The organism is Streptococcus xiaochunlingii (assembly GCF_006385805.1).
Taxonomy (GTDB): Bacteria; Bacillota; Bacilli; order Lactobacillales; family Streptococcaceae; genus Streptococcus; species Streptococcus xiaochunlingii.
Genome location: NZ_VFSG01000001.1, coordinates 276634 through 292814, shown reverse-complemented (window position 1 = coordinate 292814; position 16181 = coordinate 276634). Strand labels below are relative to the sequence as shown.

Genomic DNA, 16181 nt, shown 5'->3' with positions numbered 1-16181 from the left:
CTTGTTTGTAACATTATATAAGTCCATCTAGTCTGTGTCAAGGAGAGATAGCGAAATGGACTATTTTCCTTCCACAGCAACTCCCCATATAACTGAATACTTTCAACTATGATATAATGGGGACAGTACAAGGGAGGAAACCAATGTTACAAGAACTAGCCTTTACAGGTCAATGGAGACACTATCAAAAACGCGTTCTCGATAAGAGTGACGCTTTTATGGCGGATGGCCACCTGCATTTGGTAGCAGCTCCTGGCTCTGGAAAAACAACCCTGGGAATCGAATTTATCAGACGCTTTGGTCAGCCAACCCTGATTTTAGCTCCTACGGTCACCATTCGTCAGCAATGGGTGGACCGGATTATCCAAGCATTCCTAAGCGATGAAAGCCAAGCGGAGCAATTGATCTCTCAGGACCTCAAACATCCTAAGCTGATTACAGTGGCTACCTATCAGGCCCTACACAGCGCAATGAACCAAGTCGTCGGTCAATCACAATCTGAGGATACCGATGACCAGGCAGAGATTGAAACGTTTGATTTCAAAGACTTTGATATCTTTACTACTTTCAAAGCCATCTCACTCGGAACCCTTTGTTTAGATGAGTGCCATCACCTGCGCAATGAATGGTGGAAGAGTTTGGAAGCCTTTCGTCAAGCCTTCCCTGACTTAAAGATGATCTCCCTAACCGCTACCCCTCCCTATGAAGGAGATCCTGCCCTTTGGGATCGTTATATCCGCATGTGTGGTGAGATTGATGAGGAAATTACGGTTCCCGAATTGGTCAAGGAAGAAACCCTTTGTCCCCATCAGGACTATGTCTACTTTGCCTTTCCAACCAAGGAAGAGCAAAAGCAGTTGGATGCCTTTAGCCAACAAAAGAATGCTCTCTTACAGCAACTGACTTCCGATCCCCTCTTTTGCCAATACCTCCAAAACTGCAAAGCCTTATCGGATCAGATTAGCGATGATGAATTGCTCAATGAGCCCAAGTATCTCTCTGCTACCCTGATCTTTCTTCGAAGCAAGGGAATTGACTTTCCCAAACGTTTCCAGGAGCTTTTAGGAGCCAAGAAACTACCTGCTTTCACCTTGGACTGGCTTGAAATACTCTTGCAAGGTCTGCTCTTTCAGGTGCCTCACTGGTACAATCTACCTGAGGAATACGAGAAGCAACTGCTTCATGAATTAAAAGCAGCCAGCTTGATCGATCGAAAACAAGTCAAACTGGTCCGCAACAAAAAACAAGACCTACTGCTCAACCAATCCCTCGGAAAACTCAATGCGGTTCGAGAGATTTTCAAGGCGGAATACCAGGCTCTTGGAAGTCAACTGCGCCAATTGGTCCTAACAGACTACATTCGCCAAGACTTTGAAGTTCATCTCGGGAATAAGGACGCCCAATTCACTCAGTTGGGAGTTCTCTCCTATTTTGAATCTATTCGCAGAGAAAGCTTAGAGCTAACTAGTCCTCCTGCCATTGCTGTCTTAACCGGCAGCATCGTCATCATCCCGACAGTCGCTAAGCCAAGACTAGAAGAGCTTCTTGGAGGGAATCGACTGACTTACCAAAGTGTCGGCAAATTATCTCCTGATGACTTTCTCAAGCTTCGCATGATTGGTTCTCAACATGATTTGGTGACAGCTGTGACCCAACTCTTTCAAGAAGGGCTCATCCAGGTCGTCATTGGAACCAAGTCTCTTCTAGGAGAAGGCTGGGACGCTCCCTGCGTCAATTCTCTTATCCTAGCGAGCTTTGTCGGTAGCTTTATGCTCAGCAACCAAATGCGAGGTCGTGCCATCCGAGTGTGGCCTCAGGATCCAGACAAAACTAGTAACATCTGGCACCTGGTCTCCATCAATCTTTCCCTAAAAAAATGGTATGAAAAGTCCGATCTTGAAAAGGAAAAAATCGAAGCCATCACTGATCAGTTGAAAGAATACAGTCCTGATCTGGAGCTCTTAGAAAGACGGATGAAGCAATTTTTAGGTCTCCATTACAAGGAGCCCTTTATCGAATCCGGTATCGAACGTCTAGCCTTTAACAATATCCGCTATACCAAAAAACACTTGCAAAAACTCAATGAAGAGACCTTAGAGCGCTCCACCCATCGTCAAGAACTCCGAGACGGCTGGCAAAAAGCCCTTCCGATTCTGGAGAATATGGAGATTGCAAATGAGGTCCAAGTGGATAAACACTTCCTGCCCCTGGCCCTATTTTTTGACGCCAGGAAGCTAGCTCGCTGGCTGACGGCCGCTGCTTTGACCGATGCTTTCGCCAACCTGATTTACTATTCACGTAGAGGAGGAGGGAATAAAGCGTCTCTTATTCTTCTATTCTTCCTAGCTGTCCCCGCACTCCTTGCTTGGCTGCGCTACTATCTCTATAAGAGCCCTTATAAACGGCTAGAAGTCTTCGGCCAGGCTATTCACCAAGCCCTTCTCCTTTCTGGCAAGATCCAAACCCAGGAGACCCGTATCCAAGTCGTACGAGACAGAAAGGATGCCATCAACACGCTGATTTATTTGAAGGGCGGAACCATGCGGGAGAAGGAACTCTTCTCGCAAACCATAATCGAATTCTTCGCACCGATTGAAAATCAGCGCTATATCTTGAAAGCACAGGAAAAAGTATCCGATCAGACAGAATATTTCGCTGTACCAAGCCTTTTTGACAAACGGAAAGAGGATGCCCAAGCCTTTGTGGAGCAAATCCGAAAGAGCCTGGGTAAGTATGACCTCGTCTATACCCGAAGTGCGGAAGGTCGCGCTATTCTCCTAGATGCGCGCATTAAGGCCTTAGCTAATAAACAAGAGCGTACCTTCACCAAGAAACAAGTGTTGTCAAATTTGAAATAAGAATTTATTTCACAATAAAAAATTCTAGTAGATGATTTCTACTAGATTTTTTCGTTAGTTAATCACAATCATGGCCTTAATAGTCTTGCGTTCATCCATGTCTTTGTATGCTTGATCAATTTCGTCCAAGCTATAGCTTTGGGTGAAGACACGTCCTGGATTGATATCGCCATCAAGGACAGCCTTAAGCAAGAACTGTTTGTCGTAGGTAGTGACCGAGGCTGCTCCACCTGCCACCGAGATGTTTTGAGCAAAGGTCGAACCAAGGGCACGATTATTGTAATGAGGCACGCCGACAAAACCTAAACGTCCACCATTGTGAAGGACCCCAAGGGCTTGATCGACAGCTGCTGCGGTACCGACACATTCAAGGGCCGCATCTGCTCCGCCACCAAGGATTTCACGGACCTTGGCAATCCCTTCTTCGCCACGCTCCGCTACGACCGCTGTCGCACCAAATTCCAAAGCCATCTGTTGCCGGTCTTCGTGGCGACTCATAAGGACGATTTGAGACGCACCACGCATCTTGGCTGCGATCACTGCACATTGACCAACGGCACCGTCCCCGATGACCACTACTTTGTCACCAGGCTTCACGTCTGCTACACGCGCCGCATGGTAGCCCGTCGGCATGACATCTGCCAGCGTCAAGAAAGATTTGAGCATGGCTTCTGTATAATCTGATGGTTGCCCTGGAATTTTGACAAGGGCCCAGTTGGCGTATTCGAAGCGCATGTACTCCGCTTGCACCCCATCAGACCAGTTGGTGCCGATATGACGGTCACAAGTCCCATCGTAGCCAGCACGACAGGCATCACACTCCCCACAACCATGGGTGAAAGGTGCGATGACAAAGTCTCCTGGTTTGACCGTTGTAATGGCTTCTCCGATTTCTTCGACAATCCCAATGGCTTCGTGGCCACTATTTTGATGCCCTGCTTCAATATCTGGATTGCGGTAGCTCCAGAGATCGGATCCACAGACACATGTGTGGACGATGCGGAGAATAACATCATCCGGCGCTTCGATTTGCGGACGTTCTACTTCTACTAGACCCACTTGCCCAGCTTTTGTATAGACTGTTTTCTTCATAGGAACAACCTACTTTCTATTGCTTACTTATCTACAGTATACACTTTTTATCGAGCTCTAGCCCACTTCCTGATTTAAAACTCTATCATTTAATCATATTTTTTCCCATACTTCTTTTCTAGCATTTTCTTAATCAAATAGGGCATTTTGACATTTTCGCGGCCTTTCTTATCAATCAATTTTCTGACAAAATCGGGCATTTGAATATCTTTTTCTGCTTCCAAAATCTGACCTGTACTTGAAGGAGCTTCCAACTCATCAAAAGTCTCTAGCTGAGGTTGATAGTCACTATAGTCACCATCTATATGAGACTGAATGGTTGACAGAAGGGCTTTAATCAGTCGTGAATCGCTATTTGGCATAGGAGGTCGATGATAAGCCACTCCGAGCTCCTGACATAGCTCCTGACACTCCACATCATTATCAAAAAGAACTTCAATATGCTCACTAATAAAGGCAATCGGAACAAAAATATAGTGGTTTGGGTGTTCACTCTCATCTCGCAGATATTCTAAAACATCAGGCTTAATCCAAGGAATACCTATATCACTCTCACTCTGCCAAGTATTGGTGTACTGATCCTCTTCAAGCCCTAAAATCTCTGCAATCATGCGACTATTGTCATAAATCTGGTCGATATAAGGGTCACCAAAATCTAGCGCCAAAACTGGAACACTGTGGGCTGAAAAAATCACCTTATAACTGTCGTCTCCAATCTGATCTAAAATCTTTTGGATTTCATCAGCCCAATAGTGGAGTAGGTCAGGTTCGCGGTACCAGTCCTTGATAATTTGGAACTTTATCTGACCACTTTCTAAAAATTTTTCATAACCCATGACAGAATAGTAGGAATAATGGGGCTCTAGAATCAAACACAAACACTCTTTAATTCCATCTAACTCCATTTCTTTGATCACATCTGTGATGAAAGGGCGGGAAAATTTGTTGGCAAAGTAAACCGATGCTTGATCTCCAAGAGCAGTAGCAACCAAGTCCACTTCTTCTCTAGTTATCCTTTGGAGCGGCGTTCCACCGATTCGGACGTAATTGTCATATAAAGTCTGAATTTCATGTGGTTCAGGACGAACCCCACGGCGTATATTCGTGAAAAACTCTGCTACTCCTTCGTAGGTAATCTCTTCTGGCGACCCAAAGGTCATCATCAACACAGCTCTTTTACTCATAACTACTCCTTGTTCCATGTTTGTTCTATTTTACCATGAAAAGGCTTACTTTAGGGAACTCTTTTATAAATCATTTGGAAGAAGACACTAATTTTCTAGGTCAATACACAAGCTATTAAAAGAAATCATTCAAAGAAAGTGGAACAAATATCTTTTTATGCCCAATCCGATACTGTATTATTCTTTGAAAACAACATCTATTTGAAATTACCATCTTTCATGTAAGAAGAAATGGTTTAAATTCCTTTCTATGAATTTCTACACAATAGAAAAAGTGGATAAAGAAACATTCTTCTATCCACTTTATTGTTTACAGCTTTTATTCGCTACGTAAAGATTCCACTGGGTCTTTCTTTGCGGCGATGCGTGAAGGGATGAGACCAGCTAACATGGTAAGGACAATGGAGATACCAATTAGGATGAGCGCTGCTTCCCATGGTAACTGCGCCACGTTCTCCACGTTAGTCATTTTCGCAACGACGGCATTGATTGGAAGTGTTGCAAGAAGTGTAATTCCGATACCGAGCACCCCGGAAATAAATCCTTCGATGGCTGTTTCGGCGGTGAAGATGCGACGGATGTCTTTCTTCGAAGCCCCCATTGCACGTAGGATTCCGATTTCTTTTGTACGTTCGAGAACCGAGATGTACGTGATGATCGCAATCATAATCGATGATACGATGAGCGAGATGGCAACAAAACCAACGAGTACGGTTGTAATCACGCCCACCATTGTCGTAATCGAGGACATGATGGTTTGAATATCGTCGGAGTAGGCGAGCACTTTGTCGTCTTCGCCGGCGTCTTTTTTCGCCGTGTTATAGGCGTTGATGAAGTCCTTCAACTCTTGTTTTTGTTGGAACGAAGAGGTGTAGAACTCGATGGCAGCCGGTTTGGATTTGTCGATGACACCTAGTTTTGCGAGGTTTTCCTCGTAAGTGGCAGCCGAGTTTTCGTTGTATTGTTGGATGTATTGCGCTTGTTGTTCAGGCGTCAATTTGACCAACTGGATTTTTTCTTCTTCGGTTAAATCAGCCGAATTGAATGGTTTTGGATCTTTGGCAAATGGTTTACCAGTAAATACATTGATGGTTGGATTGGCTTCTTGCTCTTTCACGATGTCACTGTTTTGAATTTGTTCAGAAGTGTAATCGATAAGGGCGCTTGTATAAGCCACACCACCAGAAGGAGAGTTTACACCAGAACTTGTGCCTTCTTTTTGACGAAGAACGCCGACGATTCTAAGCTCGAGGCCATTCTCGATTTGCGTCTTCATATACGCTTCGTCATCAATTTTATTCATCCATTGGTTGTTTTCTTTTGCGAAGCGGTTCGTGTTCACAACGGCTTTGAATGTTTTTCCGATGAAATCACTATATTGATACGTTTGCGATTTGAGTTCGTCCAGTTTCTTCACATCGTTTAATTCGCTAGGGTCTTTGATGCGTAAGCTATAAAGGAGCAGGTCACTGATTTGGTTATCTTCATCGACGATAAGGACGATTTCAGATTTATCCTTTGGAAGACGACCTTCTAACACGTCATATTGCGCTTCAAGCATCGCCTCGTCGCTTGAAAGTTGGCTCCAATAGTCGATGTTTTGCAAGTAGCCTTTAATCGTTTGGTTCGCCGTATCAACTTCGCTTGCTAGGTTTGACGGAAGAATGCTCTTTGGACCGTTTGATGTGTCACTAGCGTAAATATATGGTTGCAGGTTGTATTGGTAACGAATGTCTTTTGTCAGTTTTGCGACTTCGGATGCGTGTTCGTCCAAGTAAGCCTTGAAGGACGCGATATCGTTTTTCCCGATTTGTTTTTTCAATAGATTCGTTAAAAGCGTATTGACACCGAGTTCGTTTTTATCCCTATAAGGCTTTTCACTCAAGTCTGGAGATGTTGCCATAAGATTACTCTGGTTTTGCTCGCTAATCGTCAGTGGCAAAGAGACGAGAGTGTCTTCTTGCACCTTTTTCACATAGTCGCTCACACCGTTTGAGAGGGACAGAATAAGGGCAATCCCGATAATCCCGATGGAACCTGCAAAGGCAGTCAGGAAGGTACGGCCTTTCTTCGTCAATAAGTTATTAAACGAAAGGGCCAGAGCCGTCAGAAAACTCATCTTTGTCTTCGTGAACTGAATGTCGCCTTGTTTGGTTTCTTCTGTAGGCTCATACGGATTCGAGTCGCTCAAGATGTTTCCATCCAATACCTGTACGATTCGAGTGGAGTAGGTTTTTGCCAGCTCTGGGTTATGCGTCACCATGATGACCAGACGTTCCTTGGCGATGTCTTTTAATAAATCCATGATTTGAACAGAAGTCTCAGAATCGAGCGCTCCTGTTGGCTCATCGGCTAAAACGACTTTAGGATTATTGACAAGGGCACGCGCAATCGCGATTCGTTGCATTTGTCCGCCAGACATTTGATTTGGTTTCTTATATAAATGGTCTTTCAATCCAACGCGTTCGAGCGCTTCGATGGCACGTTTCTTGCGTTCCGCTTTAGAAACACCAGAGAGCGTCATCGCAATCTCGACGTTTGAGAGTGCCGTTTGGTGACCAATCAGATTATAGGATTGGAAGACGAATCCGATGGTGTGGTTTCTGTAGCTATCCCAATCGCGGTCTTTAAATTGCTTGGTTGATTTTCCTTGGATGAGTAAATCACCCGATGTGTATTGGTCGAGTCCACCGATGATATTTAAGAGGGTCGTTTTCCCTGAACCCGATTGTCCGAGAATGGAGACGAACTCATTTTTACGGAAGCGAATCGAGATATCTTTCAACGCGTGAAACTCTTGATTGCCCGTATAATACACTTTTGAAATATGTTGTAGTTGTAACATATACTCGTTCCTTTCATAAATATGAGTAGTCTATCACAAATTGAATCCGAGGTCAATATATTAAATTGATGATTTTAAAAATATCCTCAACAAAGCATTGTTCGATTTTCATTAATGATGGTGGTGATGATCATGCCCATGATGTTGATCAGCTTCCAGTTCTTCGATATTGCGCTTGTGGGCTCGGTGAGTAGCCAAGTCTTCGTCCACCTCAATGGTAATGTTTTGGAAACCACAATCTTTGAGCAAGGTACGAATCGCTTCTTTACAAACCTCCATGTGGTTGACATGCTCTAGACAAACATGGACAATGGCGTTTTTTTCCAGGCCATCCATGGTCCAGAGATTGAGCTGATTGATACTAGTCACATGGTCCAACTGCTCCAAATCACTCTTGACTTGCTGGATATCCACTCCTTCTGGCACAGCATCGAGGAAAATCTTGAGCGTACTCCAAAAACGTGGAAGGGCTTTGGACAAGATGAACGCAGAAATTAGAAGAGATAAGAGGGGATCGAGGAAGTACCAATCAGTGTAGCGCAAGATGATGGCGACGACAATCACTGCCAACCAACCTAGTGTATCCTCAAGGAAATGGAGACTCAGGATGGATTCATTCTTAGTCTGCCCCTTACGGACGATGAGACTGGCTGTTAGATTTATGGCAATCGCAATGACTCCCAACCAAAGCATTCCCTCATGATCCACCGGCTGAGACTCGATTAGCTTGCTGATATTCTCTAGAATGACTAAACTAGAGCCTGTTATGAGGATGACTGCTGTCAGGATGGCCCCCAAGAGGCTAAAGCGCTTGTAGCCCAGGGTATAGTGGCTGTCCTCCTCCCGATTGGAAATACTTTCGAGAAAAGCTGAGATACCAATAGCCAAGGCATCTCCCAAGTCATGGACAGCATCCGCTAAGATTGCACTGGAGCCAAAGAGACCGCCAAAGATAAATTCGATGATGGCAAAGCTAAAATTTAAGACAAAAGCCAGCCAAACAGCAAATTTTGAACTCATTTTTGACCTCCTTTAATATATGGTATAATGGGAATAGATGATTCTCTCACTAGTATTATCTCCTACTCTATTTAGAAAGGATAGAAGCAAACCGTTCTTTATGTACGTTACTGAACAGTTTGTTCGAATTGTCTATATGAGTCAAACCGACCGGCGGATTGCTAAAACAAGAAAAGCGATCTATACAGCCTTCTTAGAACTGTTAAATAGTAAAGGTTATCAAGCGACGACTGTTCAAGATATTATTGATCGGGCAGATGTTGGGAGGTCTACCTTTTACAGTCATTATGAAAGCAAGGAACTATTGCTTGACGAACTCTGCCACTACCTATTCCATCACTTGTTTGAGAGAGAGGCACACCTAGCTGCAGAAGACTACCTGGCTCACATCTTTCTCCATTTCCGAGAAAATCAAGACCACGTAACCAGCCTCCTTCTCTCCAAAAATGATTATTTTCTCCGTCAACTTCATAAGGAATTAGAAGCCCATGTCTATCCTATGGTGGCAGATGATTTAAAAACAGCTCATCCTAGAATTCCAACTTCTTACCTCAAGCACTTTGTCGTTACTAACTTCATCGAAACTCTGACCTGGTGGTTGAGAAAAGGGAAAGCTTATAACGAGCAAGAAGTTGTTAGCTTTTATTTAGATGTTATGGAAATGACAGCTAAACAAGAATAAACATCATTTTTCTAGCTAGAAAGGAAATCTTATGAACCTCCTTATTCTTCTTGGTATTTTTACAGCCTTCTTAGCCCTTGCCTTTCCCCTCCTTCATTTATTGGCCAGCCTTTCAGAATTAAGAAAGGGCAAGAATACTCTAGGAAATCGACTTCTATTCATCGGAAGTTGCCTTGCGACCTTTTCTCTCATCCTCTACTTCTTTTTACCGATTGTTGCTTTATTCCTTTGGATGATTGGCTGTGGTTTGATTTGCTACGGGGCCTATTGGAATGGCAAGCACAAAGAAAACTTCAAACCAGTTCATCATGTTATTCGAGTGGGCATCGCTCTGGTGATTACAATTTTATTAGCTCTCATATAAGAAAAGCTCAGGTTTTTTCAATGAAAACTTGAGCTCTTTTTATTTATTAAGCCATCAACAGCATGAGAATAGGGATCACCACCATGGTTGCAAGGGTCGTCTCTGTCACCATGACGGATGCATAATTACTATCAGCACCGTAGAGTCTGGCAACAACTGGCGCATTGGTCATCACAGGCATGGCGGACTGGATGATAAAGACTTGCTTCATCAAGTTTGGAAGAGGCATCCAGTAAACGATGGAAGCCATTAAGAGTGGAGCAACCAGGAAGCGACCTAGTAGAATCAATAGCTGATCTTTTCCCAGAACCAACTGCTTCACACCTACATGAGACACTGACAAACCGATGAATATCATGGATAAAGGGGTTGTTAAATTACCCAGATACTGCAAATCACTGGCTAGAAAGGCTGGCAACTTGATCTGCAGCATCACCAAGACTAGTCCCAAGAGAAAGCCCATGAGTGGCGGAGAAAAGACTTTTTTCAGACTCGTTTTGAGATCAAACTGAGCTTCTCCCTCACCATCCCGCTGGATGAGATAGGTCCCCAAGGTCCAGAAAAAGGTCGTATTGCACATGTAATAGATCAAAACATAGGGAATGCTGGCATCTCCAAAGAGGGCTTGGTTAATAGGAAGCCCCACGAAGATGGTATTGGAGTTAAAAAACATGGAAATAAAGAGGCCACGACGGTCCTGTCTCACCGCAAAGATTCTGGCTACTCCTGTCGCGATGCCAAGCAAAATAACCATAGACAGGGCAGGAAACCGCAAGGCTGGCAACATTTTAAGTAGATCTTCTGCTGTGAAGCGCTGCGTGATGGTGTAGAGCATATAGCAGGGAAGAGCAACTTGAGTGACCAATTTAGCGAGTAGGCCACGCGACTTGTCATCGAACCAGCCTTTTTCACCAATGACAAAGCCCACTAAAATCATACCCAGGATGACGAGAATCCCCGATATACTCCTCAAAAAGATGTCCATGTATTCTCCTTTTTTATATATTTGAACTAGAAAAACCCATTTTTATAAGTCTCAAAAACTACTCTAGTATATCACAAAAATAGGTTGGGCAAAATTCCCAACCTATTGCATTTTATTGATTATCACTAATACCCCTTCTTAGCAGCGTTCGTCCATTGGTACCAACCAACTAGACTGTTGATTAAGTAAATGAAGTATTTCCCTTGAATTTGAAGGCTCTCTCCCCACCAAAGGTAGATAGAGAAAACGTTGGTCGCTGCCCAGAAAATCCACTGTTCACGGTAAACAGCTGTCATCAAGAGTTGGCCAACCCCATTTGTTGCATCCGTGATGGAATCCCGATACGGACGATTGGCCCCAATTGACTGATATATAAGCCCGAAAACTAACCACCAAAGCACGCTAATAGATAGATACTTGGTCCATCCGACCTTATCTAATTTACGGGCAACAAATTCTTGTTGTTCTTTTTTGAATTGAGCTTGATAAATCCATACCAGAAGGCCAATCGGCTGCATGACTGTGAAGTATAGGGTTGTCAAAACCTCACCGTAAAAGCCTTTTTGTAAGGCCAATATCAGATAGATAATAGAATTGATCAAACCAAAGAGGTAGTTACTAGCACGACCTTCCGATACAAAGATCACGCAGATAATCCCTGTTAGACTACAAATCATCCCAGTCCAATCCACTATGCGGTGCTCGTATATAAGCTCCAACCACAGTGGGAAACTTCCCAATACCAAGAGGTAAATCCAGCCTCCTAAGCTACGATGGGCAAAGAGGTCTTTCCAGATTGCTTTTAAGCTCCCAAGAAAGCCAAGCTTCTTCATCCCGGCAACCATCCTGTGGTAACCACCTGACATCTCACTGAGAGTCACTTTGGCATTTGCGAGTTTCTTTTGGAAATAAGTATTCATTTTTTCTCCTTTTGTTTTTAAAGAGCCGTGTCTATTTAGACTTTCGGACGCAACGCTCTATAGATTTTTAATTTGAACTGCTTCTCCTTTCACAGATCCCTTAGTCGACATCAGGGATTCTCTTGAAAAAGATTGTTCAACAGTTCACAACCAATCATACGCCTATTTTCATAGAAGTCAAGATTTTTCTGAAATTTTCCTAAAAACGTTCGGGAATTAAAAAATAGATCAAACATCCCTGAAGACTTCAGAAAATCAATTGGAGATAACTGCTATAAAAAACAAACACCATTTCTGATGTTTGTTGAGACTGTAGACAAACTGTTCTTTTATATCAATCTAATAACTTCTTTAAAGATGAAATAATATTATTTATTAGATTTATTCAACCATCTTCTGAAACTTTCCTCTGTGAGAAAAGTTCTAGAAACACTAGTGTTTCTAGAACTCGGAATTATTGAGACCTTAGGCTCAATAATTAGTCATGGAACTTCTTCGAAGTTCGCTGACGTCCGCACTCACCTAAGGAAAGCTATTTTGAGTATTTTATCTTCAATCTGAAACAACTTAAATAAAGTGACTTATTTCAATTTAAAATTCGGATTATTTTTTGATAAACCCTTCTTTCACCAGAAAGTCACGTGCCACTTGATTAGCAGACTTGCCTTCTACTCCGACTTGGTAATTCATCTGGCTCATTTGGTCTGCTGTGATTTTACCAGCCAACTTATTGAGAACAGCTTCCAACTCAGGGTGTTTTTCGAGCAATGAAGTTTTCATGAGGGGCGCCCCTTGATAAGGTGGGAAGAGTTGCTTGTCATCTTCAAGGACCACCAGGTCATAACGAGCCAGCTCGGCATCCGTTGAGTAGGCATCTGTTATCTGGATATCGCCAGACTGGATCGCCTGGTAGCGAAGGGCTGGCTCCATGGTGGAGACTTGTAGATTAAGACCATAGACCTTCTGCAATCCCTTGTTTCCGTCCTCTCGGTCGTTAAACTCCAAGGTAAAGCCTGCCTTGAGTTGTCCTTCTACCTTTTTCAAGTCGGAAATGGTCTTAAGGCCATACTCTTGGGCAATTTTCTTAGGCACCGCGACAGCGTAGGTATTCTGATAAGCCATGGGTTTGAGCAAGGCCAAGTCGTCTTGTCGTTTGATCCCATCTCGGGCTGCTTTGTAGACTGCTTCTGGATCATGACCGACTTGTGGTGCTGGCTTGAGGAGACTTTCGGTCACGGTCCCTGTAAACTCTGGATAGATAGCGATGTCCCCTTTTTTCAGGGCTTCATAGAGGAAGGTGGTCTTCCCAAAATTCGGCTTGACGGTCACTGTCATGTCCGTGTTTTCCTCGATCAAGATCTTATACATGTTAGCTAGAATTTCGGGTTCTGGTCCTAACTTCCCAGCAATGACCAGGTTTTCTTTTTCTGGTTTTGGAAGAAGACTTGGTGCATAGCTAGCTCCCAATCCAAGGACCATGAAAGCAAAGGCCGCAAAGATGGTCCGCAATTTAGCCTTTTCCATCCATTTGAGAAGAAGGTTAAAGGCGATGGCTAAGAAGGCAGAAGACAGAGCACCGATCAAAATCAGACTGGCATTATTGCGGTCAATCCCCAGAAGGATAAAGGAACCGAGTCCTCCTGCTCCAATCAAGGCAGCTAGGGTAGCCGTCCCGATAATCATCACAGCTGCTGTCCGTATTCCAGACATAATGACGGGCATGGCCAAGGGAATCTCGAACTTCTTGAGTCGTTCCCACTTGGTCATTCCAAAGGCGACCCCTGCTTCTTCTAGACTTGGGTCTATCCCTTGCAAACCGGTGATGGTATTTTGAAGGATGGGGAAAATGGCATAGATGACGAGAGCTGTCAAGGCCGGAAGCGTCCCAATCCCCATAATAGGAATGAAGAGGCCGAGAAGGGCCATGGAAGGAATGGTCTGGAAGATCCCAGCTACCTGTAAGACCCAGTTGCTAGCTCTCTTGCGTGTACTTAAATAAACAGCTAGCGGGACAGCCAGAAAAACAGCAAGGAGCAAGGTCAGTAATGACAGTTGCAAATGTTGCCCCAGTGCAGTGAGCCAGTCCCCAAATCGTTCTTGAAAGGTTGCAAGTAGTTTAGACATGGTGAGCACCTCCAAATAAATCTGCGACAAAGTCGTTGGCTGGCTTGACTAGGATGATTTTAGAATCCGCCACCTGCACAATCTCTCCTTCTTGCAGTACTGCAATCCGGTCGCCTAATTTCAAAGCCTCGTCCGTATCATGGGTTACGAAGATGGTCGTCATGCCGAATTCTTTATGTAAATCTTTTGTAAGAGCCTGCAACTGCTTGCGAGAGATGGCATCCAAGGCTGAAAAAGGTTCGTCCATCAATAGAATCTTTGGTTCCCCAATGATAGCTCGCACAATGCCAATCCGCTGTTGCTCCCCACCAGATAATTCACTAGGCATGCGATTTGCATACTCTGCAGCAGGTAGGCCAACCTTGGCCAAGAGTTCTTCTGTTTTGGAGGAGATTTGCTCCTTGCTCCAGCCCTTCATCTCAGGAATGAGAGCAATATTTTCCGCAACTGTCAGGTTAGGAAATAGGGCAATGGCTTGAAGGACATAGCCGGTACTGAGACGTAACTCCCGTTCATCATAGTCCTTGATCCGTTTCCCATCCATATAGATATTTCCATCTGTCGGCTCCAAGAGACGGTTGACCATCTTGAGCATGGTGGTCTTTCCAGATCCTGAAGGACCCACTAGTACCATAAATTCTCCATTTTCAATTCGGAGATTGACATCTTTTAAAATATTATTATCCGTGTAGCGCAATGCTACATGTTTGTATTCAATCATGTTCTTCCTCAATAAATTTTCTATCTCTAAGAATATCCAATAGACTACTTGCTGGATGCCCTAGGACTTTTTCGACATCTGTTGAAACCCCAGCCTGTTCGCCAGCTTTAATCGCTGTATAGGTACTGACCCAGGCATCGTACTCCCAGTTTTGTGCTGGCCATTTTTTCCGTGACTCATAGGCTTCTTCTACTGATTCATCTACATACGTGATGGTCTTACCGCTCTCTTTTGAGAGGAGCGCTACGATTTCTTCCATGGAAAGATCCTCTGGCCCTGTCAGATTCAAGGTTTGATTTTCCCACTCCTTAGGATTTAAAAGAATCTCTGCCGCAACCCTAGATGTGTCCTTACGGGCAACAGCTGACACAAGACCACTTCCTGCTGGACCACGAATTTCTCCATTTTCAAGCGCAATATCAATCAAGAAGTCCAAGTAAAAATTATCTCTCAAAAAAGTGTAGGTGAACCCTGACTCCTTGATATAGGCTTCCGTCTGGGCATGATCTCGAGACAAAGTGAAAGTTGCCTTCTCATCTGCCCCATAAAAGGAGGTATAAACAATTTGCTGCACCCCCGCTAGCTTTGCAGCATCTAAAAACTCCTTGTGCTCCTTGACACGCTCTGGATTTTCCCTAGCAGAAACCATCAACAAGATATCGATACCCTTCAAGGCCTCAACCACCTCTGGAGTATTGGCATACACTATTTTACGGATTTCCGCAGACGCGTAAACTTTTGCACGCTCTGGGCTTCTTGCTAGATGGACTGAAGCGATTCCTTTTTTATCAACAAGATCAGCCATATAGGAACCTAATTTCCCTGTTACACCTGTTATTCCAATCATAACTGTTACTTCCTTTCCCTAGATGTCATTCTCTTTAGCTTTTAGATTTGAGATAATACGCTCTTGATAAGCTTCAAATTCCTGGATTTCTTGATCAGAAAATCCTTGATAAAAAATCTCTCCAAGTTCGTTGCTGACACGGTCGCCAATCTCTTTTTGCGCCCAACCGAGGTCTGTCAAAGAGATATATTTTTTCCTTTTATCCTGCGTACAAGGTTGAATCGTGACCAAGCCTTGTTCTTCCAATTTCTTAACCATACTGGTCAATGTATTATTGGCTAGACCCGTCGCAAGAGCGATATCGGTCGCAGTAGCGCACCCCAACTCTTGCTTCCATAAAATCGTTAAAATTTTTCCCTGTTCACTTCTGTATTGAGCATCTGGTTCCTTGCTCAAGAGTTTTTGAAAGATACGCCCGTTTAACAAACGAATCTGTAGAGCTTGATAGCCCCCTAACCCCTTGTTCATTTCAACTCCTTATTCTTCTATATCGAACTTTTTGAACTATTGTAACACCCTGAATTACATCTGTCAACTAT

The 16181-nt window shown here is 43.8% G+C and carries 13 protein-coding genes; 3 read left to right on the top strand and 10 right to left on the bottom strand.

What is annotated here, in order from left to right:
- The first annotated feature begins 143 nt into the window (after positions 1-143).
- Positions 144-2858, top strand: a complete 2715-nt coding sequence (locus FJR71_RS01525) for a DEAD/DEAH box helicase family protein (protein WP_140813902.1) — start codon at positions 144-146, stop codon at positions 2856-2858.
- A gap of 54 nt (positions 2859-2912) precedes the next feature.
- Here the strand turns inward: FJR71_RS01525 and FJR71_RS01520 are convergent, their stop codons facing one another.
- From FJR71_RS01520 to FJR71_RS01505, 4 genes are all read right to left on the bottom strand, one after another.
- Positions 2913-3950 (bottom strand): zinc-binding dehydrogenase, encoded by a 1038-nt coding sequence (locus FJR71_RS01520; RefSeq protein WP_125329525.1) that lies wholly within the window; start codon positions 3948-3950, stop codon positions 2913-2915.
- Positions 3951-4039: 89 nt separating this feature from the next.
- Entirely contained in the window at positions 4040-5134 is a 1095-nt protein-coding gene (gene hemH / locus FJR71_RS01515) for a ferrochelatase (protein WP_140813901.1), read from the bottom strand.
- Between the two features lie 319 nt (positions 5135-5453).
- A complete protein-coding gene (locus tag FJR71_RS01510; RefSeq protein WP_140813900.1) occupies positions 5454-7979 on the bottom strand; it encodes an ABC transporter ATP-binding protein/permease in 2526 nt (841 codons plus the stop codon).
- Positions 7980-8090: 111 nt separating this feature from the next.
- Complete coding sequence (locus FJR71_RS01505; RefSeq protein WP_048690951.1) at positions 8091-8999, bottom strand: cation diffusion facilitator family transporter; 909 nt, start codon at positions 8997-8999, stop codon at positions 8091-8093.
- 136 nt (positions 9000-9135) lie between these two features.
- Here FJR71_RS01505 and FJR71_RS01500 point away from each other — a divergent pair, with 136 nt between their 5' ends.
- Positions 9136-9681 carry a TetR/AcrR family transcriptional regulator gene (locus FJR71_RS01500; protein WP_048690949.1) on the top strand — a complete coding sequence of 182 codons (546 nt, stop codon included), beginning with the start codon at positions 9136-9138 and terminating at the stop codon, positions 9679-9681.
- Between the two features lie 31 nt (positions 9682-9712).
- Positions 9713-10045: a hypothetical protein gene (locus FJR71_RS01495; RefSeq protein ID WP_048690947.1), complete on the top strand. Its 333-nt coding sequence runs from the start codon at positions 9713-9715 to the stop codon at positions 10043-10045.
- A 46-nt stretch (positions 10046-10091) separates the two neighbouring features.
- Here the strand turns inward: FJR71_RS01495 and FJR71_RS01490 are convergent, their stop codons facing one another.
- The 6 genes from FJR71_RS01490 to FJR71_RS01465 form a co-directional block, all read right to left on the bottom strand.
- Positions 10092-11030: an AEC family transporter gene (locus FJR71_RS01490; RefSeq protein WP_140813898.1), complete on the bottom strand. Its 939-nt coding sequence runs from the start codon at positions 11028-11030 to the stop codon at positions 10092-10094.
- 125 nt (positions 11031-11155) lie between these two features.
- Positions 11156-11950, bottom strand: coding sequence for a nicotinamide riboside transporter PnuC (gene pnuC, locus FJR71_RS01485; RefSeq protein WP_048690940.1), 795 nt, complete (start codon positions 11948-11950; stop codon positions 11156-11158).
- A gap of 603 nt (positions 11951-12553) precedes the next feature.
- A complete protein-coding gene (locus FJR71_RS01480) occupies positions 12554-14074 on the bottom strand; it encodes an ABC transporter permease/substrate-binding protein (RefSeq protein WP_140813897.1) in 1521 nt (506 codons plus the stop codon).
- Positions 14067-14795, bottom strand: a complete 729-nt coding sequence (locus FJR71_RS01475) for an ATP-binding cassette domain-containing protein (RefSeq protein WP_140813896.1) — start codon at positions 14793-14795, stop codon at positions 14067-14069. Before FJR71_RS01475 ends, FJR71_RS01480 begins: the two co-directional genes overlap by 8 nt.
- Complete coding sequence (locus FJR71_RS01470; RefSeq protein ID WP_048690934.1) at positions 14788-15642, bottom strand: SDR family oxidoreductase; 855 nt, start codon at positions 15640-15642, stop codon at positions 14788-14790. Before FJR71_RS01470 ends, FJR71_RS01475 begins: the two co-directional genes overlap by 8 nt.
- A gap of 18 nt (positions 15643-15660) precedes the next feature.
- Positions 15661-16110, bottom strand: a complete 450-nt coding sequence (locus tag FJR71_RS01465; RefSeq protein ID WP_048690932.1) for a MarR family winged helix-turn-helix transcriptional regulator — start codon at positions 16108-16110, stop codon at positions 15661-15663.
- Between the last annotated feature and the right edge of the window lie 71 nt (positions 16111-16181).

What these genes read in the sequence shown, in the direction of transcription:
- hemH (WP_140813901.1), bottom strand. Translation starts at nt 5,134, where the DNA reads ATGAGTAAAAGAGCTGTGTTGATGATGACCTTTGGGTCGCCAGAAGAG.
- FJR71_RS01500 (WP_048690949.1), top strand. Translation starts at nt 9,136, where the DNA reads ATGAGTCAAACCGACCGGCGGATTGCTAAAACAAGAAAAGCGATCTAT.
- FJR71_RS01520 (WP_125329525.1), bottom strand. Translation starts at nt 3,950, where the DNA reads ATGAAGAAAACAGTCTATACAAAAGCTGGGCAAGTGGGTCTAGTAGAA.
- pnuC (WP_048690940.1), bottom strand. Translation starts at nt 11,950, where the DNA reads ATGAATACTTATTTCCAAAAGAAACTCGCAAATGCCAAAGTGACTCTC.
- FJR71_RS01480 (WP_140813897.1), bottom strand. Translation starts at nt 14,074, where the DNA reads ATGTCTAAACTACTTGCAACCTTTCAAGAACGATTTGGGGACTGGCTC.
- FJR71_RS01465 (WP_048690932.1), bottom strand. Translation starts at nt 16,110, where the DNA reads ATGAACAAGGGGTTAGGGGGCTATCAAGCTCTACAGATTCGTTTGTTA.
- FJR71_RS01475 (WP_140813896.1), bottom strand. Translation starts at nt 14,795, where the DNA reads ATGATTGAATACAAACATGTAGCATTGCGCTACACGGATAATAATATT.
- FJR71_RS01495 (WP_048690947.1), top strand. Translation starts at nt 9,713, where the DNA reads ATGAACCTCCTTATTCTTCTTGGTATTTTTACAGCCTTCTTAGCCCTT.
- FJR71_RS01510 (WP_140813900.1), bottom strand. Translation starts at nt 7,979, where the DNA reads ATGTTACAACTACAACATATTTCAAAAGTGTATTATACGGGCAATCAA.
- FJR71_RS01505 (WP_048690951.1), bottom strand. Translation starts at nt 8,999, where the DNA reads ATGAGTTCAAAATTTGCTGTTTGGCTGGCTTTTGTCTTAAATTTTAGC.
- FJR71_RS01490 (WP_140813898.1), bottom strand. Translation starts at nt 11,030, where the DNA reads ATGGACATCTTTTTGAGGAGTATATCGGGGATTCTCGTCATCCTGGGT.
- FJR71_RS01470 (WP_048690934.1), bottom strand. Translation starts at nt 15,642, where the DNA reads ATGATTGGAATAACAGGTGTAACAGGGAAATTAGGTTCCTATATGGCT.
- FJR71_RS01525 (WP_140813902.1), top strand. Translation starts at nt 144, where the DNA reads ATGTTACAAGAACTAGCCTTTACAGGTCAATGGAGACACTATCAAAAA.